The sequence below is a fragment of the Pelagihabitans pacificus genome, assembly GCF_009371985.2.
GTDB classification, from domain to species: Bacteria; Bacteroidota; Bacteroidia; order Flavobacteriales; family Flavobacteriaceae; genus Pelagihabitans; species Pelagihabitans pacificus.
In genome coordinates, this window is the sequence record NZ_VIKU02000002.1 from 393206 (window position 1) to 409814 (window position 16609).

General features: G+C 45.7%; 12 protein-coding genes. 4 read left to right on the forward strand and 8 right to left on the reverse strand.

Features of this window, described 5'->3' with window-relative positions; all coding sequences use genetic code 11:
• Positions 1-80: 80 nt before the first annotated feature.
• The 3 genes from FK220_RS09135 (at position 81) to FK220_RS09145 (ending at position 2714) form a co-directional block, all read left to right on the forward strand.
• Complete coding sequence (locus tag FK220_RS09135) at positions 81-1097, forward strand: dipeptide epimerase (protein WP_152574006.1); 1017 nt, start codon at positions 81-83, stop codon at positions 1095-1097.
• A complete protein-coding gene (locus tag FK220_RS09140; protein ID WP_152574007.1) occupies positions 1091-2140 on the forward strand; it encodes an aminotransferase class I/II-fold pyridoxal phosphate-dependent enzyme in 1050 nt (349 codons plus the stop codon). Before FK220_RS09135 ends, FK220_RS09140 begins: the two co-directional genes overlap by 7 nt.
• 127 nt (positions 2141-2267) lie before the next feature.
• Positions 2268-2714 (forward strand): hypothetical protein, encoded by a 447-nt coding sequence (locus FK220_RS09145; protein WP_152574008.1) that lies wholly within the window; start codon positions 2268-2270, stop codon positions 2712-2714.
• Positions 2715-2790: 76 nt separating this feature from the next.
• On the opposite strand, the gene trxB is transcribed toward FK220_RS09145, so the two are convergent.
• A complete protein-coding gene (gene trxB / locus FK220_RS09150) occupies positions 2791-3756 on the reverse strand; it encodes a thioredoxin-disulfide reductase (protein WP_152574009.1) in 966 nt (321 codons plus the stop codon).
• A 364-nt stretch (positions 3757-4120) separates the two neighbouring features.
• On the opposite strand from trxB, the gene FK220_RS09155 reads away from it, so the two are divergent.
• Positions 4121-4819: a LytR/AlgR family response regulator transcription factor gene (locus FK220_RS09155; protein ID WP_317168319.1), complete on the forward strand. Its 699-nt coding sequence runs from the start codon at positions 4121-4123 to the stop codon at positions 4817-4819.
• A 22-nt stretch (positions 4820-4841) separates the two neighbouring features.
• Here the strand turns inward: FK220_RS09155 and galK are convergent, their stop codons facing one another.
• The 7 genes from galK to FK220_RS09190 form a co-directional block, all read right to left on the reverse strand.
• On the reverse strand, positions 4842-5978 hold the full coding sequence (gene galK, locus FK220_RS09160) for a galactokinase (protein ID WP_152574010.1): 1137 nt from the start codon (positions 5976-5978) through the stop codon (positions 4842-4844).
• A gap of 10 nt (positions 5979-5988) precedes the next feature.
• Positions 5989-7128 (reverse strand): formylglycine-generating enzyme family protein, encoded by a 1140-nt coding sequence (locus FK220_RS09165; protein ID WP_152574011.1) that lies wholly within the window; start codon positions 7126-7128, stop codon positions 5989-5991.
• Between the two features lie 32 nt (positions 7129-7160).
• Entirely contained in the window at positions 7161-8762 is a 1602-nt protein-coding gene (locus FK220_RS09170) for an arylsulfatase (RefSeq protein ID WP_317168320.1), read from the reverse strand.
• A complete protein-coding gene (locus tag FK220_RS09175) occupies positions 8759-10108 on the reverse strand; it encodes a Gfo/Idh/MocA family protein (RefSeq protein WP_152574012.1) in 1350 nt (449 codons plus the stop codon). Before FK220_RS09175 ends, FK220_RS09170 begins: the two co-directional genes overlap by 4 nt.
• A 299-nt stretch (positions 10109-10407) precedes the next feature.
• Entirely contained in the window at positions 10408-11733 is a 1326-nt protein-coding gene (xylA, locus tag FK220_RS09180) for a xylose isomerase (protein WP_152574013.1), read from the reverse strand.
• Between the two features lie 25 nt (positions 11734-11758).
• Entirely contained in the window at positions 11759-13246 is a 1488-nt protein-coding gene (locus FK220_RS09185) for a xylulokinase (RefSeq protein WP_152574014.1), read from the reverse strand.
• 485 nt (positions 13247-13731) lie between these two features.
• Complete coding sequence (locus tag FK220_RS09190) at positions 13732-16563, reverse strand: TonB-dependent receptor (RefSeq protein WP_152574015.1); 2832 nt, start codon at positions 16561-16563, stop codon at positions 13732-13734.
• Between the last annotated feature and the right edge of the window lie 46 nt (positions 16564-16609).

Consider the following 16609-nt stretch of genomic DNA (forward strand, 5'->3'; position numbering starts at 1 on the left):
GATTCCATAAGACCGGAATCCAGGGTCTTTATTTTAGCCGTCCCGATTGTTTGTCTATATTAGTACAAACCTTATCGACAATGCGAGTACTCCTCAAAAAGTATGTGCTTCCTCTTAAACATACCTTCAGCATTTCACGCGAATCGCACGATTTTCAGGACACCCTGATAGTTGGTCTTTCGTTGGATGGACGAACGGGTTATGGCGAGTCGACTTCCAATACCTATTACAATAGCACTGTGGAAAGCATGATGGCCGAAATAAAGGCCATTCGAGATGAGTTGGAAGCATTTGAGTTCACGACCCCGGAAGTGTTCCATTCCTTTTTGGTCAGTAAGGGATTGACCAACTTTACCATTTGTGCCTTGGACCTGGCGGCACACGATCTATATGGAAAACTGTTAGGGAAACCGTTGTATGAACTTTGGGGGACCAACCTAGACTATTATCCTATTACCAATTACACCATTGGCATTGATACCATTGAAAAAATGGTCGCAAAAATGAAGGAAACTCCCTGGCCTATCTACAAAATAAAATTAGGCACGAACAATGACGTTTCCATCGTGAGGTCCTTACGCGAACACACCGATGCGGTTTTCAGGATCGATGCCAATGGTGCTTGGTCGGCCCATGAGACCATTCGCAATGCCCCAATATTAAAAGACCTTGGAGTGGAGTTTTTGGAACAGCCCTTAAAGGCCGATGATTGGGAGGGCATGGAACGGGTGGCCCATCATTGCGTGCTGCCGGTAATCGCCGATGAAAGTTGTATCGTGGAAGGAGATGTTGAAAATTGTGGATTACACTTTAACGGCATAAACATTAAACTCGTCAAATGTGGCGGGCTTACCCCGGCATTGCGTATGATTAAAAAGGCCAGGGAACTGGGGCTGAAGGTGATGGTAGGCTGTATGACCGAATCTACGGTAGGTATCTCGGCCATTGCACAGCTTTTGCCCCAGTTGGATTATGTGGATATGGATGGACCGTTGCTCCTGAAAGAAGACATTGCCGACGGGATACAAATAGTGGAGAATGGCAAACTTGTTTTCCCGACCGCGGGCGGGAGCGGCATAACCCTACGACAATGGTAGCTTATATCGATTCATTTCCGGGAAGGGAGCTTTTGCTCAATAATAAAAAATACCTGTACTTTGGTGGTACCGCCTACCTCGGACTTCAAACCGATCCGGCGTTTCAAAAGCTATTCATACAAAATATAAACACCTATGGTACCAGCTATGGGGCCTCCCGTAAGTCAAATATCCAAATCACCATTTTTGAGGAAGTGGAGGCCTATTTGTCCCAACTGGTAGGTAGCGAAGCATGTAGTACCCTATCCTCCGGATATCTGGCGGGACAATTTGTGGTACAGCAACTGAGCACCCGTGATTATCGACTCTTCTACGCCCCCAATACGCATTCTGCACTTTTTGCCTCCAAAACCAAGTGCTACACGACTTTTGCTACCTTGAATATTGCCCTACGGGAACATTTGTCCACAAAAAGCACCCAAATTCCAGTGGTTTTTCTGGACTCCATCGATTTTTCCGGTAGTAATTATCCCGGTTTTGAAGCACTGAAATCCTTGCCCTTGGACCAGATCGTACTCGTAGTCGATGACTCCCATGGCATTGGCATAGTTGGAGATTCAGGAGCTGGTGTATTCAGAATGGTAGAAGCGCTTCGACCCAGGGAACTTATCGTCTGTTGTTCATTGGGCAAGGGATTCAGCGTTCAGGCCGGAGCAGTTTTTGCCAAGGCCAAGAGAATAAGGCAACTTACCGACTCCGATTTCTTCGGGGGAGCGAGTCCCGCCTCCCCGGCCTCGATGGCCACCTTACTTCAAGCGGAATCGATTTATTTAGAAAAGAGGCGCAAGCTTCACGACAATATCGAAGTGTTTCTTAAACAGCTCAAAAACCCGGATTTTTTTCTTCAAATGCCCAGTCATCCTGCCTTCAGCTATACTGGTGACCCCTTAACCGATTACCTTAGGGTGCATCACATAATCGTAACAAGTTTTGCCTACCCGAGTGAGGCTGCCACGGTAATGAATAGAATTATTCTAAGCGCCGCCCATACCAAGGACGATATTGATAGGTTGGCGGAGGCCATTAATTCTTTTAGGGAATAGCACCTAAGAAACTTAGTGCGTCTTAAGTATTATATTGTTAAATTTTCTTAATATTTTTTAGGAATATGATAAATATAGTTCGTATCTTTTATGTGTTTACCGAGGTACTAATTTAAATACTACGAATATGAAAAAAATAGCAGGATTGGTTTTGCTGATGTTGGTAATCGTATCTACAACTGCGCTCACATCCTCGAAACCACAAACGGAAAATTCCCTGGAAGGCACTTGGGAACTTATCAATCGTTTTAACTACGACGAACAAGGGGTTTCCGACACCATCCCCAACACCAATGGCTATCGCCAGGTTAAGATATACAGTAAAGGCAAGGTCATGTGGACACGTTATTCCCCCGACGATCCCGCGGAATGGTTCGGTTTTGGATCATATACCAACACCCAAAACGAGTTGGAAGAACGCCTGGAATACGGTTCGGATGCCATGATGAAAGTCATTGATACCGTGCAAGTCTTTAAATTTGAGCTCGTACTTGACAAAGATACCTATAGTCAAATAACATTGGATGACGAGGGGCACCGTACCTTCTCGGAAAACTATAGGAGAATCGATTAAGTTACGATTAATTCCCATCAAAAAGGGTCGTCGTCATATGACGGCGACCCTTTTTTACAGTTTTCTTCTATTGGTTTTAAGCCACTTCTTCCGGGGTTTCAACGGTCGCCAAATACCGTTCGGCGTCCAAAGCCGCCATACAACCCGTACCTGCGGCGGTAACCGCTTGCCGGTATTCTTTGTCCTGTGAATCTCCGGAGGCGAAAACACCCGGTTTATTGGTTTTTGTGGATTTTCCCTTGGTAATTAAATATCCGGTCTCGTCCATATCTAATTGGCCCTTAAAAATATCGGTATTCGGCTTATGCCCAATGGCGATAAAAAGGCCGGTTATAGCAATCTCCTCTTTTTCACCGGTCTGGTTGTTGACCATCCGGAGGCCTTCTACCACTTGGTCTCCCAGTACCTCGTCGACCTCGGTATTATATCGTATCTCGATATTCTTCAGGCTATTCACCCTATGCTGCATGGCCTTGGAAGCACGCATATGGTCTTTTCGCACCAACATAGTCACCTTATTGCAAATATTGGCCAAATAGGAGGCTTCCTCGGCAGCTGTATCCCCACCACCCACGATGGCAACGTCTTGGCCTTTGTAGAAAAATCCGTCACAGACGGCACAGGCAGAAACACCACCCCCGCGTAAACGTTGCTCGCTGGGAATGTTCAGGTACTTCGCCGAAGCACCGGTTGCAATAATAATAGTTTCCGCTTCTACCTTTTTATCGTTGTCCACGGTAACAAGGTGAATACCGCCTACCTCATCACTCAGCTCAACGGCGGTAACCATACCAATACGAACTTCGGTTCCAAAACGTTCTGCCTGCTGTTGAAGTTGCACCATCATGGTGGGCCCATCGATTCCCTCAGGGTACCCCGGAAAATTATCAACTTCAGTAGTAGTGGTTAATTGGCCCCCTGGTTCCATTCCAGTATATACCACGGGTTTTAAATCTGCCCTAGCAGCATATATGGCAGCAGTATACCCCGCTGGACCAGATCCTATAATCAATGTTTTTATTCTCTCTATTTGCGCTGACATAGTTTGCTTGAGTTTATATGACAAAAGTAGTTTTTTTACAAAAAAACTTACTTTTTTATTATTAAAAGTTATCCGAGTGCATCCTTGCAAAAAACTTTTAAACAAGGATACTTTCGCGTTAAGTGAACAATGTAGTCCAACTTGGTCCCAAATACGTTCAATTTCCGTGAAATTCATTGTTAATCTACGCTAAAATCAAGTAATCTCATCGACCAAAGAATCTCCCTCAAATTATTTCCGTCATTTCTTTTTATGAAAGAATCGTATGTGTAATTGATAAAAAACATTACAAAGGCTGACAGACATCATTTTTTTTTATTCAAATCCTCTGTAATTTTGGAATCGTTTTTAAAAAGCACTAATAGTGAACAAAGTACTCAAGACCGTAGTCATCGATGATTCGGGCATGCAGCTCAAGGTAATATCCAAATTAGTGAATAATCATCCCAATCTAACATTGGAAGCCGTTTATGAAAACGGTGTAGCCGCAAGGGAGGGACTGCAAAAAAAGGAGATCGACCTTATCCTACTTGATATCGAAATGCCAGTCATTGACGGTTTTGATTTTTTGGATACTTTGGAACATAGGCCTCAAATCATTATTATTTCGGGCAAATCGGACTACGCCTTAAGGGCTTTTGATTACGATGTTACCGATTACCTTCACAAACCCATACTTCTTCAGCGATTCAACACCGCAATACAAAGAGCGCTGGCCAACCATCTTCACTCCGTGGGGGAAGGCACTCCCCAAGATTTCATTTTCGTTAATAGCAATCTTCAAAAAAGAAAGGTTGTGATCGACCAAATTAAGTGGATAGAAGCCTTAGGGGACTATGTAAAGATCATTACGTCCAATGGTAAAATATTGGTGCTCACGACCATGAAGGCATTCTTGGAACGGTTACCCAATCCCAAGTTCATTAGAATACATAAGTCCTATGCGGTAAATGTGGAAAAAATCGACAAATTCTCGAGCACCTATGTAGAAATCGGGGATGAAAAAATCCCAATGAGCCGCCTCAGAAAATCAGAGCTGGAAAAAGCGCTCGCCGAAATCTGACCATCTTCTTCATAAACCCGATTTATTTTGAGAAAAACGAGGTAGTTCCTTTACTGGGATACACCTCAAATGCCTCGAGTTCGATATCAAACTTCTCTAGATACCTTAAGGAAGCCTCTTTTACAAAATCCGACACGGCTTCTTGATGAACGATATTCAAGGTACATCCACCAAAGCCACCGCCCGTTTGGCGTGCGCCGAGTACGGCAGGGTTCGTTTTTGCAAATTCTACCAGAAAATCGGATTCGGAACAACTCACTTCATACAAGGTGCTGATACCTTCATGTGCTTCATACAGGAGTTGGCCTACTAATCCCAATCCATGGTTTTCCAAGGCTTTTGCCGTTTGCAACACCCGTTCATTTTCCGCAATGATAAAAGAACAACGCTTCAATACCGTATGACTTAACTTATCGCTGCACTCGTCTAACATATTCTTGCTAACATCCCGCAAGGAACGTACCTCTGGAAAATAATTTTGAATGACAGCTACGCCTTGCTCGCACTCATGTTTTCGTACATTGTACTCACTAGAGGCGAGGTTGTGGGATACTTTGGTATTCAGGAGCACCATTTTATAGGGATGCAACTGTATCGGGATCATTCTATGCTCGAGCGACCTGCAATCCAACAAAATCACATGACCGGCTTCGCTCATCACGGAAGCAAACTGATCCATTATACCACACTCGGTACCTACATAGGTACGTTCGGCAATTTGGGAAAGTTGCACAATATCCCTTTTTGTCAGTCCAAGATGAAACAACTCATTTAGGCCAAAAGCCAAACCGCATTCCAGCGCCGCCGAGGAGCTCAACCCGGAACCCGAAGGCAAATTACTTTGAATAGTACAATCAAAACCCTGAAGCTTATCGGTTCGCTTCAAAATCTCATGAAGAACACCCAAAATATAATTTTCCCATTCGGTCTCACTTTTCGAAATCCTGTCAAGATTTAACTTGAATCCGGTCTTGAAACCAGTACTATATATATTGCATTCCCGATCGGATGCATTCTTTTGGAATTTGAATACAATTTTCCTTTCGATGGCAGTGGGCAACACATAGCCCATATTATAATCGGTATGTTCTCCGATCAGGTTGATTCTACCTGGCGATGCTACTACCAATTCCGGATTGAACGTTTCTAAAAACCGCATGAACTTCAGCTTACCCTTTTTCGTTTCGTATCATTTCAACGGTTGCCACTGTCCTAAAACCCAAATGTTCCTGGGCGGAATCGAGACTCGTTCCCATCCTGGCCGATATCCGATAGCTTGCACAATACGAATCGCTGCATAGAAAAGAACCCCCTTTGATGACTCGTTCACGCGCATAGGGATCCCTGGCATTATATGGGGTCGAAGCCCCCTGTGGATTCACCAAAACCTTCCCGCTAGCAGCAGTCTCGGCATAATAATTACTGTTGTACCAATCACTCGTCCATTCCCAGACATTCCCTGCTATGTCATAGAGCCCAAAGTCATTGGGACGATACGACTTAACGACTGCCCTACGTTCATACCCGTCCTCTCCGGTGTTCGTCACAGGAAATTCACCTTCCCAAGTATTGGCCATTTCTGGGAGGATGCTTGCATCCTTTCCCCAGAAAAAGGGGGCATCGTGGTTATTTCCCCTTGCCGCACGTTCCCATTCGGCCTCTGTGGGTAATCTTCGTCCGGCCCATTCACAGTAGGCCACCGCGTCTTCATAGGAAATATGGACCACCGGTTCGTTGTCCTTGCCAATAATATTGCTGCCCGGACCGTTGGGGTGTTTCCAATTGGCCCCTATCGTCCATTGCCACCATTGTGAGAAATCGTAAAGGTTGGAAACCGAGGACTTTGTTTTCTTGAACGTGAGTGAACCGGGTCGCATAATACTATCAGGAGGTTTCGGCGTACCTGCGGGCAGCTGCTTTTTCATTTCCTCCCAATCAATTTCCCGCTCTGCGACCGTAGTATAGTCGGTGGCATCGACGAATGCTTTGAACTGGGCATTGGTTACTTCGGTAATATCCATGAAAAATCCGTCGACAATGACTTTGTGCGCCGGTTTTTCATGGTCCATTGCCATCTTATCTCCTGGTACCGCCCCTTTTATAACCTCCCCTCCTGGAATCCAGACCATGCCCTCGGGAGCTTTTATATCCTTTGGGGGAGCAATAAGAATGTCAGGTTTTGACGCTTGGGGTGTATTTTTTTGGGAGACGGTATCCGGGATTTCAGACTTCGTCACCGTCTTGTCCCTACACCCGACCACCGAGAAAAAGACAAACAATATCGTACATAAAAAAAGGGTTCGACACATAGTTCTAAAACAATTGAACCTTAAATTTAATCCTATTTTTTGGTTAATAAACCATCGTCTATCAAAGGAATTTGAAAATGATTCAATTCGGGAGCGTTGCGTTGCAATTGAAATATTTCCGCGGCCTTTTCCAGTATCCGGGGATGTTCTGCTGCCAGGTTCACCTGCTCGGTAGGGTCGTTGTCAAGATTGTATAGTTCAAGTGTAGGTTCGTCTTGATTCATCAAGTTCTGTCTCACCAATTTCCAATCGCCCATTCTCAAGGCTACCTGTCCCCCATAACTGGGAAACTCCCAGTATAGGAATTCGTGTTGCCGTTGCCCTTCCTCGGAGAGGAATGTGGGCAAAAGGCTAATGCCATCGGTGTCCTCAGGGATTTCGTATCCGGTAAGTTCAGCGAAGGTCGCGAGCATATCGTAATGCGCCGAAACATGGTCGCTCTTGCTTCCGGCCTTTATACGTGCGGGCCATGAAGCAATCATCGGAACGCGTATACCCCCTTCGTACAAAAAACCTTTTCCCCGACCATACCCCCCCGTGAAAGGCCTGGCGCTCTCAAAAAATTCCGGATCGGCACCACCGGCATAGCTCGGTCCGTTGTCCGAGGTAAAAACGATGAGTGTATTCTCATAGATTCCTGCTTCTTTCAATTGTTTGACCAACTTGCCGATGTTCTCATCGAGGTAGGAGACCATGGCAGCATAGGCCGCATGTGGGTTTTTATGTGGAAAATATCTGTTATTATCCCCATTCGCCAAATAGGGCGTCTCTTTCCCAAACTTCGCTACATAGTAATCGACCCATCGTTCCGGAGCTTGTAATGCAACGTGTGGAATTGGTGTTGCCCAATATAGAAAAAAAGGTCGGTCGTTATTCTCGGCAATAAAACCGGTGATTTCATCGAACATTAAATCCGGACTGTAATCCCTTCCGTTAAAATCGGCATAACTATCGGGGTTTGCAGGGTCTTTTCCTTCAGGGAAAGCAGTATGTGGGGCTATCGTATCGTTCCTCAAATGCACCCGTTCCCTATTTCGATATAGGTGTAGCGGATAATAGGTGTGTGCCTGTCGCTGGCAATTATATCCATAGAAGAAATCAAAGCCCATTTCATTAGGAATCGATCTCGTATGCGGCGCACCGAGCCCCCATTTGCCCACCAAAGCTGTCGTATAACCTACCCCTTTTAATCTATCCGCCAGGGTGATGGTCCCCTCCGGCATCGGACCTTGGCCCTCCAAGGTCGAATCTTTTGCCATGGCACGGTAGTTCCATACGTCGCCCCGTTCTTTCCACTCACTATTACCGCGAATATACGCATGACCGGCATGCTTCCCTGTGAGAAACATGTAACGGGCGGGGGCACAGACCGGTGCGCTGCTGTAATGTTGTGTGAAGAGCATCCCGCTTGCAGCCAAAGCATCAATATTGGGGGTTTCTATTTTTTCCTGACCATATACGCCCACTTCCCCATACCCCAAATCATCGGCTAAAATGAAAATAATATTTGGAGGGGAAGCAACAACCGTCTTTTGTAATGAAGGGGACTGTTCCTTACAGGAAAAAAACAATGTCCCTACCAACAGCAGGGACATGCGTTTTCGATGAGTAAAAAGCCAATTGATTCTTTTCACATCACATTAGTTTTCCCGGGTGTCGGTATTTCATACCATCCGTCGGCGTTGGGTTGAACAGGTGCCGGCGAGTCCCAGGTGAGGGCATCCGGAACCAGTTTTAATTCCGATTGCATCGCCTCTTCCCATTGTATTACTTTTCCGGAATAGGTTGCCATTCTTCCCATAATAGCGGTCATGGTACTTTTCGCTCCATTCTCGGCATCGGCCAATACTCCCCCGTTGCGTATGGATTCGAAGAGTTTTATATGCTCTACCTCATACGGATTCGGATCGTCTTTGCCCCTATGCTCAAAAAGCGTTTCGCCACTCCAGTCCTTCATGGTTGTATTATCGCCTTCGGTAGAAACGGTTCCCTTGGTTCCTTGGAAAAATTCGGACACCCTGCTCATGGTTTCAGGCTGATGACGGCATTGGCTTGCGATTACGGCGCCGCTTGGATACGTAAACTCCACAAAATGATGGTCAAATATTTCCCCGTGATCTTTTCCGGTTCGCACTTGTCTACCGCCCATCCCTTGTGCCGAGATAGGGTATTCACCAATGAACCAATTGGCTACATCGATATTGTGAATATGTTGTTCCAAAATGTGATCACCACACAACCAGTTGAAATAGTACCAATTACGCATTTGATATTCAAGCTCGCTCTGTTCGGGCTTGCGTTCACGAACCCAAACCCCGCCACTGTTCCAATATACTTGACCCGATACAATTTTTCCGATTTTGTCTTGTTTCAATTGATCAATGGCCGCTAGATAGTTGTCCTGATAATGTCTTTGAAGCCCAACTACCACATTCAATTTATCCTCCTTGGCCTTTTTTGCAGCGGCCAATACCCTGCGAACCCCGGGTACATCGGTCGCTACGGGTTTTTCCATAAAAACATGTTTCCCATTGTTGATGGCATACTCAAAATGAGCGGGGCGGAAACCCGGTGGGGTGGCCAAAATAACCACATCGGCCAGATCCATTGCTTTTTCGGCAGCATCAAAACCTACGAATTGATTTTTTTCCTTGACCTTTACCTTTTTGCTCTCCCCCATTTCTTTGGAAATATTCATCAAGCTGCTTTTCAATCGGTCCTCGAAAGCATCTGCCATAGCTACCAGTTGCACATTATCATCGGCATTTAATGCTTGAATGGCCGCCCCGGTTCCACGGCCTCCACAGCCCACCAAGGCTATTTTTAACTTTTTATCGTTGAACACATTGTACATGGCGTTCATCTTCAGATTGGGCAGCAACATCGTACCCCCGGTAAACAGAGCGGTGTTTTTTACAAAATTCCTTCTGGAGTTTTTTCCTGTATTGGCGGAAGTGACGATTTTTCCTTTGCTTTTCATACGTTTAAATGTTTTTAATTATCTGAAAAAAGTTCATTAAAAAATTGAGAACGTACGTAACCGCTACGCTCTCGCATTAAAAATTTTAGCCATCGCCTTTTGCGAAGTAATTTTCAAAATTTCTTAATGCTCGTTTCATCTGTTTGGATTTTTCCGTTTCGATAGTCTTTCAAGATAAAACATTATTTGCAATCCGGCAATCCCGGCTTCCTTTGTTTCTTTCCGCAAAACCTTTATAAAATTAAAACTTCCTAAGGGATGCCCGGGAGTTTTACATACGTGTTATATACTTAAGACCTTTAGATATATTGGTTGATGATATTCTCAAATAGTTCTTGCTTCCCGCTTCGCAACGCAAGTTCTCCGTTGGCAACGGCAATCTCATACAGATCTTTCAATTCGAGCTTTCCATCCTCAAAATCCTTTCCTTTTCCGACATCAAAGGAGGCATAGCGTTTTTTGCGCAGTTCGGTATACGGAGAAGCGGTAATGACCCTGTCTGCAGCAATCAAAGCCCTGGCAAAGGTGTCTGCGCCTCCGATGTGGGCATGAAAGACATCATCCATGTCCGTAGAGTTTCTTCTGATCTTGGCATCAAAATTAATTCCTCCGCCTTGCAGACCGCCAGCCTCAAGAAAAACCAACATTGCCTCGGTCAATTCCAGGACATTGTTGGGAAACTGGTCGGTGTCCCATCCGTTTTGGTAATCTCCCCTATTCGCGTCCATACTCCCCAACATACCCGCCTTGGCAGCTACGGCGAGTTCGTGTTGAAAGGTGTGCTGCGCCAAAGTGGCATGGTTTACCTCGATATTCATTTTAAAGTCTTTTTCCAAGCCGTATTCCTTGAGGAAACCAATGGCCGTGGCACAGTCGAAGTCGTACTGGTGTTTCATCGGTTCCATAGGTTTGGGTTCAATAAAAAAGGTTCCGGTAAAACCCTGCCCCCGTGCATAGTCCCTGGCCATGGCCAGGAATCTACCCATATGGTCGAGCTCGCGACCCATATCGGTATTCAGGAGCGACATATAACCTTCCCGACCTCCCCAGAAGACATAATTTTCTCCATCCAGGGCCATAGTAGCATCCAAAGCGAGCTTTATTTGGGCACCCGCACGGGCTACCACGTCAAAATCGGGATTGGTGGCCGCTCCGTTCATGTACCTTGGATTGGAGAAACAATTGGCCGTTCCCCAAAGTAATTTTATCCCCGATTCCGCCTTCTTTTGTTTGATGTAATCGGTAATCGTTGCCAATCTCTTTTCCGATTCTGCAAAAGTGTCGGCTTCCTGAATCAAGTCGAAATCGTGGAAACAGAAATAATCAAACCCCATCTTGCTTATGAACTCGAAAGCTGCATCTGCCTTATCCTTCGCGGCCTGCACCGGATCGGCAGCTTGATCCCAGGGGAAGTTCTGTGTTCCAGGCCCAAAGGGATCCGCTCCCTGACCACAGAACGTATGCCAATAGGCCACAGCAAACTTAAAATGATCTCTCATTGTCTTACCCGCTATCACCTGTTCGGGATTATAGTATTTAAATGCCAAAGGATTATCAGACTCCTTGCCCTCATACCTTATTTCCCCGATACCCTTAAAATATTCTTTGTCTCCTAGTATAACCATGATAATAGTATTTGTTGCTAATTGATTAACGATTATTGATTACGATTTCCAATTCCTGTTTCCATCTATGGTAGGCGTCGATGTATTCGGCCTTGTTCTCCAAGGGTGTAAAGGTACCCACATGGTCGTTGTCCATAACGTAGGCTCCGAACTTCCGGTAATCTCCCCCATGCAGTCCGGCCGCCCTTGCAGCACCAATGGCCCCGGTAGTGTTATAAAGTTCTATTTCGTGGCCTACTAATGTGGCCACCGTGTTGGCAAATATCCCCGAGCGGAACAGATTGTCGTTCCCTACCCTCATAACGTTCACGATAATGCCGTCCGATCGCATAATGTCCATACCATATACAAAGGAAAAAGCGATTCCCTCCAGAGCAGCCCTGCATACATGTGCCTTGGTATGATTGTTTAGATTAATGTTCAACAGTCGTGATCCGACTTCCCGGTTGTTCAACATTCGCTCCGCACCGTTTCCGAATGGAAGCATTACCACCCCATCGGAACCTACCGGTATTTTGGCAGCCAAATCGTTCATCTCTTCATAGGAAGTTACCGAAAGGTTATTGAGCAACCAGCGATATTGAATGCCGGCTCCATTAATACACAATAGTTTGCCGATTCTCGGGGAAGACCCCTTACTATAATTCACATGGGCGAAATTGTTTACCCGGGCACTTTCCTTTACAGACAAACTATCGGTTACGGCGTAGACCACACCGGAAGTACCTCCGGTGGCGGCCACTTCACCCGGTCGAAACACATTCAATGAAAGGGCATTGTTGGGTTGGTCACCGGCCCGATAGTATACAGGGGTCCCTTCTGCCAGTCCACTTTCCGCAGCACCTTTTTCATTCACCAGGGCTTGTATACCAAAAGTATCCACAATCTCCGGAACCATGGAATTATCGATACCATAGTGATCCAATAAGATTTGAGACACCTCCCCTTCCTTAAAATCCCAAAGAATGCCCTCGGAAAGTCCGGAAATGGTTGTGTTGATGCTCCCCGACATTCTGAATGAAATATAGTCCCCAGGGAGCATAAACTTATCTATCTTGTCATAAATCCCAGGCTCGTTTTCCTTGACCCACTTTAATTTGGAGGCCGTAAAATTAGCCGGGGAGTTCAAAAGGTGTGCATTACAGGTTTGCTCCCCAATGTCGGCAAATGCGTTGTTCCCGATTTCGACAGCCCTACTATCGCACCAAATAATCGACGGACGTAATACCTCCCCGTTTTTATCGACCACCACGAGCCCATGCATTTGATAGGATATTCCGATTCCGGTAATTTGGGATGCAGAAACGCCACATTCCTGTTTCAATTTCCTAATTGCGAGGCAAACATGTTGCCACCAATCGTTCGGATCCTGTTCGGCCCAGCCGTTTCGCAGGGCCAGCATGCCCATTTCTGTCTCCGGCTGTTGCACAAGGCCGATACTTTTCCCTGAGGCGATTTCTACCAAAGCCGCCTTAATAGAACTACTCCCGATATCCAATCCCAAATAATACATACACATTTAAAGGTAGGGTGCCCATAGAAAGCGGAAACTCGTTTATCCCTTTTTGGTGCTATTCTATTTTATGTTCGAGAAAACGAAATAATTTTATGTCCACGCCAACCACTATAGGCTTTCGTATCCAAAAAACAGCACACTGTGACAGGAATGGAAGTATCCGCCTCCTTAAAAACACTTTTAAGTGCCCTAAATATATAAAAAGGCTTTCGTACTTCGGCTATGAATAAAGAAGCTGACGAAATTTACGTATTCTTTAGCAAAATAGAATAAGGGGGAAATCTATTTAAAATATATGCCCATCTGTTTGCACACCTACATCGGATTTAGGACTTAAAGACGTAAGACATATGACGAAATATTATCGAAGTAGCAACTCCTTGCATAGAAATTCATAGAATCCAAATAAGTCTTACTTCGAATGTCCGCCCGTCCCATATCGTGTTTTAAGATCAGGTCTTGTTGCGGACAGACATTAATAACTAAAACCGATAGTTCAGCTTTAGTACGACCGCCCTCGGAAGCACCGGTACTACCACAAAACTAGCGTTGGGATTGGACTGTACAAACTCGGTAGTGACCCCGTTCGCATTTGCCCCAAAACTGTTCGCACCAAAGAAATTGGCCAGGCCGGCCGAATTCAAGAGGTTGGTGCCGAGAATACTTGCATCGATATTTTCATTGATGGCATATCCAAGGCCGGCATTGAAAATGCTATAGGAAGGAAGTTGAAATGCATTCGCGACGTTTCCTTCCCGTTCGCCCATGAACTGCCATCTAAGAAATCCGTTGAACCTTTCCTTTTCATATTCAGTACCCAAATTAAACATGATATTTGGATTGAATGGAAGCTCGTTATCCGAGAAGTCGGTTATCGAGTCATCGGAAATATCCACTGTTCCCGCTGCATCATAGATGGTCCATTGTGTCGCTACCGCATTTTGGAGCGTTCCGTTGAACGTTAGACCGAGGTCGGGAGTGACGGCGTAGGCACTCTCCCACTCCAGCCCGATGGTTCTTGAATCATTGAACTGCACGGGTGTGTAAAAAATACTGCCACTTTCCTCGTCGAACTCGAAGTTAGTGGTGGCGATATCCCTTAACTGGCTCCAAAAAGCGGTGGTGGTAAAAGAGAATTGATTACCTCCCCACTTCACACCGAGCTCTGCTTGATTTATTTTTTGGATTTCAGCAGCTTGATTTATGGGTACATTTTCGAAGTTATTAAAGTAGTAATTCAGTTCCGGTGCTTTGTTTCCTCGGGAAAATCGAAAAAAAACGGCAACATTTTGTTTAAAAGTGTAGTTGAGCCCTGCAGAATAGGACAGGTAGTCATAGGTAAAATCGAAGGAATCCCGTTCACCCGACGCAACGCGGAGGAAATTATCAAATGCGGTGGTAACATCGCCATCGACCCCACCTTCATCTGGCAGATTAATCCATCGATCCTTACTTCCGTCATGTCCTATGGACTCGTAACGCAGTCCGGCATCGAGATATAGGTTTTCCTGTATTTTCCATCGATCATTTACAAAAGCGGCTATTTGGCTTACATCTGCCCTTGCATTAATAAAAAAAAGTCCACCATAACTACTTAAACCATTGGCATCGGTAAATTCAATTACTGGCTGCCCCGGGTTTTCCAAAGTAACGGAAAGCATTCGTGGATCGGGTTCATAGGTGACAAAACCAAAGCTCCCTTGGGTGAACATCGAGGTATCGGAAAAACCGTAGGCAGCACCTAGGGTCAAGTCGTGATTCTCCATATTTTTTGAGAGGCTCACTTCCCCAATGAGCTCGTCGGCCGCATTGTCTTTATACCAAGCGGCCGTACCCATGACGGCATCGTTTGGGAGTCGCCCATCGGTCAGATATTCGAAACTAGGTGATCCTCCCTGAAAGGCCGCCAAGGTACCTGTGTTATCGACCCGGGCCAATTCGGTACCGGTTCGGGCGTCCCGGAACACTACCTGACCAAAACCATCGAATCCTCCCCCTAGGAAATAGGACGTGGGATCTGCCAGGCTTACAAAATTATTACTGATAGAAGTTTGCCAATTAGCACGTTTACGGGAATATTTTGTATTGAAACGAAGTATCCAATCCTTACCCAGCTCTTGAAATAAATCGACACCAAAGGCCCGGTCTTGGGCGTGTACTCCTTGGGAAGGATCAAAACCATTGGTCGCGCCTTCGTCCAGTCTTCCCGGATCGGGAATATTGGATTCAAAACCCGGCATCATCAATGCCGTTGTATTGAAATCCTGCCCAAAAGCAGCTTTTGGATCGTCCCAATCGGTAGCGGCCACCCCGGTATAGCGATTTGTAAAATCATCCAATATTTTGCCGTAAAACTTAAGATATCCACCACTGGTCCTTTTAATGATGTTCATTTTTAATTGCCCCCCTTTGCTAAAGGTAAAATCTGTATTGCGTGCTCCCTCATCGTTTCGGTAGTGTCCTCCGAGATTGAAAAACCAGTTATTCCCCAATGGGCCACCCAAGGTCCCGTCTATCCGGGTCAATGGATTATTTTCGCCTTGGAGTCCTCCCTGTAACGAAATCTCTCCACCGAATTGATCTTTAGGGCCTTGGGAAATGAAGTTGAATATACCCCCTGGGGCGTTCAAGGCCGTGATAGAGGCACTTCCCCCACGTATGGCCTCCACTTTCTCGGTAGTAAGATCCATGCGATGGAATAATTCCGGAGTGTAATAGGAATGTTGTATGAGACTTACCGGAAGGCCGTCTTCCTGTAACGATACATAGTACCAACCTATATCGTCCTCTGCCGAAGCGGAAATCCCACGTGCATATACCCTGGTGAACACCTCCCCGGCGGATGGATCTGTAAAGACGCCGGGGATCGCTTGCAAAATATCCGCGGTACCTCTGGGTACCAAGCGTTGCAAGGCCTCTTTCTCGAGGGTAGTTATCGCCGTACTCGACTCTAATTGAATTCGCGGATCAAAAACACCCGTAACCACCACGTTTTGTAGGTTGAGCGGGTCGTCTTCCAAGGTCGGGGACAACGTTATATCCTGGGAATTAATGGTCAGCGATTCACGATAGGTCTTCGCCCCTACATAGGTGATTACCAAAGTGTATTCCCCGGCATCGACGTTGGGAATGTTAAAAGCTCCCTTGGCATCCGTCACGGCAAAACGTTGTACCGGCTCCAATACAACGGTTGCACCCACCATCGGTTCGCCATGGCTATCATTTACCTCACCGCTAATGGTTACTTGACCCGACAAGGACGAAAATATGAATGTAAAAAAGACAATTAAAAGAAAGGAAAGCGTTCTGTTCATATTAGCTAAGATTGAGGTGTGCAAATATAGTCTTCATATTCATAAC

Coding starts and splice junctions, on each gene's coding strand:
- FK220_RS09135 (WP_152574006.1), top strand. CDS start 81: ATGCGAGTACTCCTCAAAAAGTATGTGCTTCCTCTTAAACATACCTTC.
- FK220_RS09140 (WP_152574007.1), top strand. CDS start 1,091: ATGGTAGCTTATATCGATTCATTTCCGGGAAGGGAGCTTTTGCTCAAT.
- FK220_RS09145 (WP_152574008.1), top strand. CDS start 2,268: ATGAAAAAAATAGCAGGATTGGTTTTGCTGATGTTGGTAATCGTATCT.
- trxB (WP_152574009.1), bottom strand. CDS start 3,756: ATGTCAGCGCAAATAGAGAGAATAAAAACATTGATTATAGGATCTGGT.
- galK (WP_152574010.1), bottom strand. CDS start 5,978: ATGCGGTTTTTAGAAACGTTCAATCCGGAATTGGTAGTAGCATCGCCA.
- FK220_RS09165 (WP_152574011.1), bottom strand. CDS start 7,128: ATGTGTCGAACCCTTTTTTTATGTACGATATTGTTTGTCTTTTTCTCG.
- FK220_RS09175 (WP_152574012.1), bottom strand. CDS start 10,108: ATGAAAAGCAAAGGAAAAATCGTCACTTCCGCCAATACAGGAAAAAAC.
- xylA (WP_152574013.1), bottom strand. CDS start 11,733: ATGGTTATACTAGGAGACAAAGAATATTTTAAGGGTATCGGGGAAATA.
- FK220_RS09185 (WP_152574014.1), bottom strand. CDS start 13,246: ATGTATTATTTGGGATTGGATATCGGGAGTAGTTCTATTAAGGCGGCT.
- FK220_RS09190 (WP_152574015.1), bottom strand. CDS start 16,563: ATGAACAGAACGCTTTCCTTTCTTTTAATTGTCTTTTTTACATTCATA.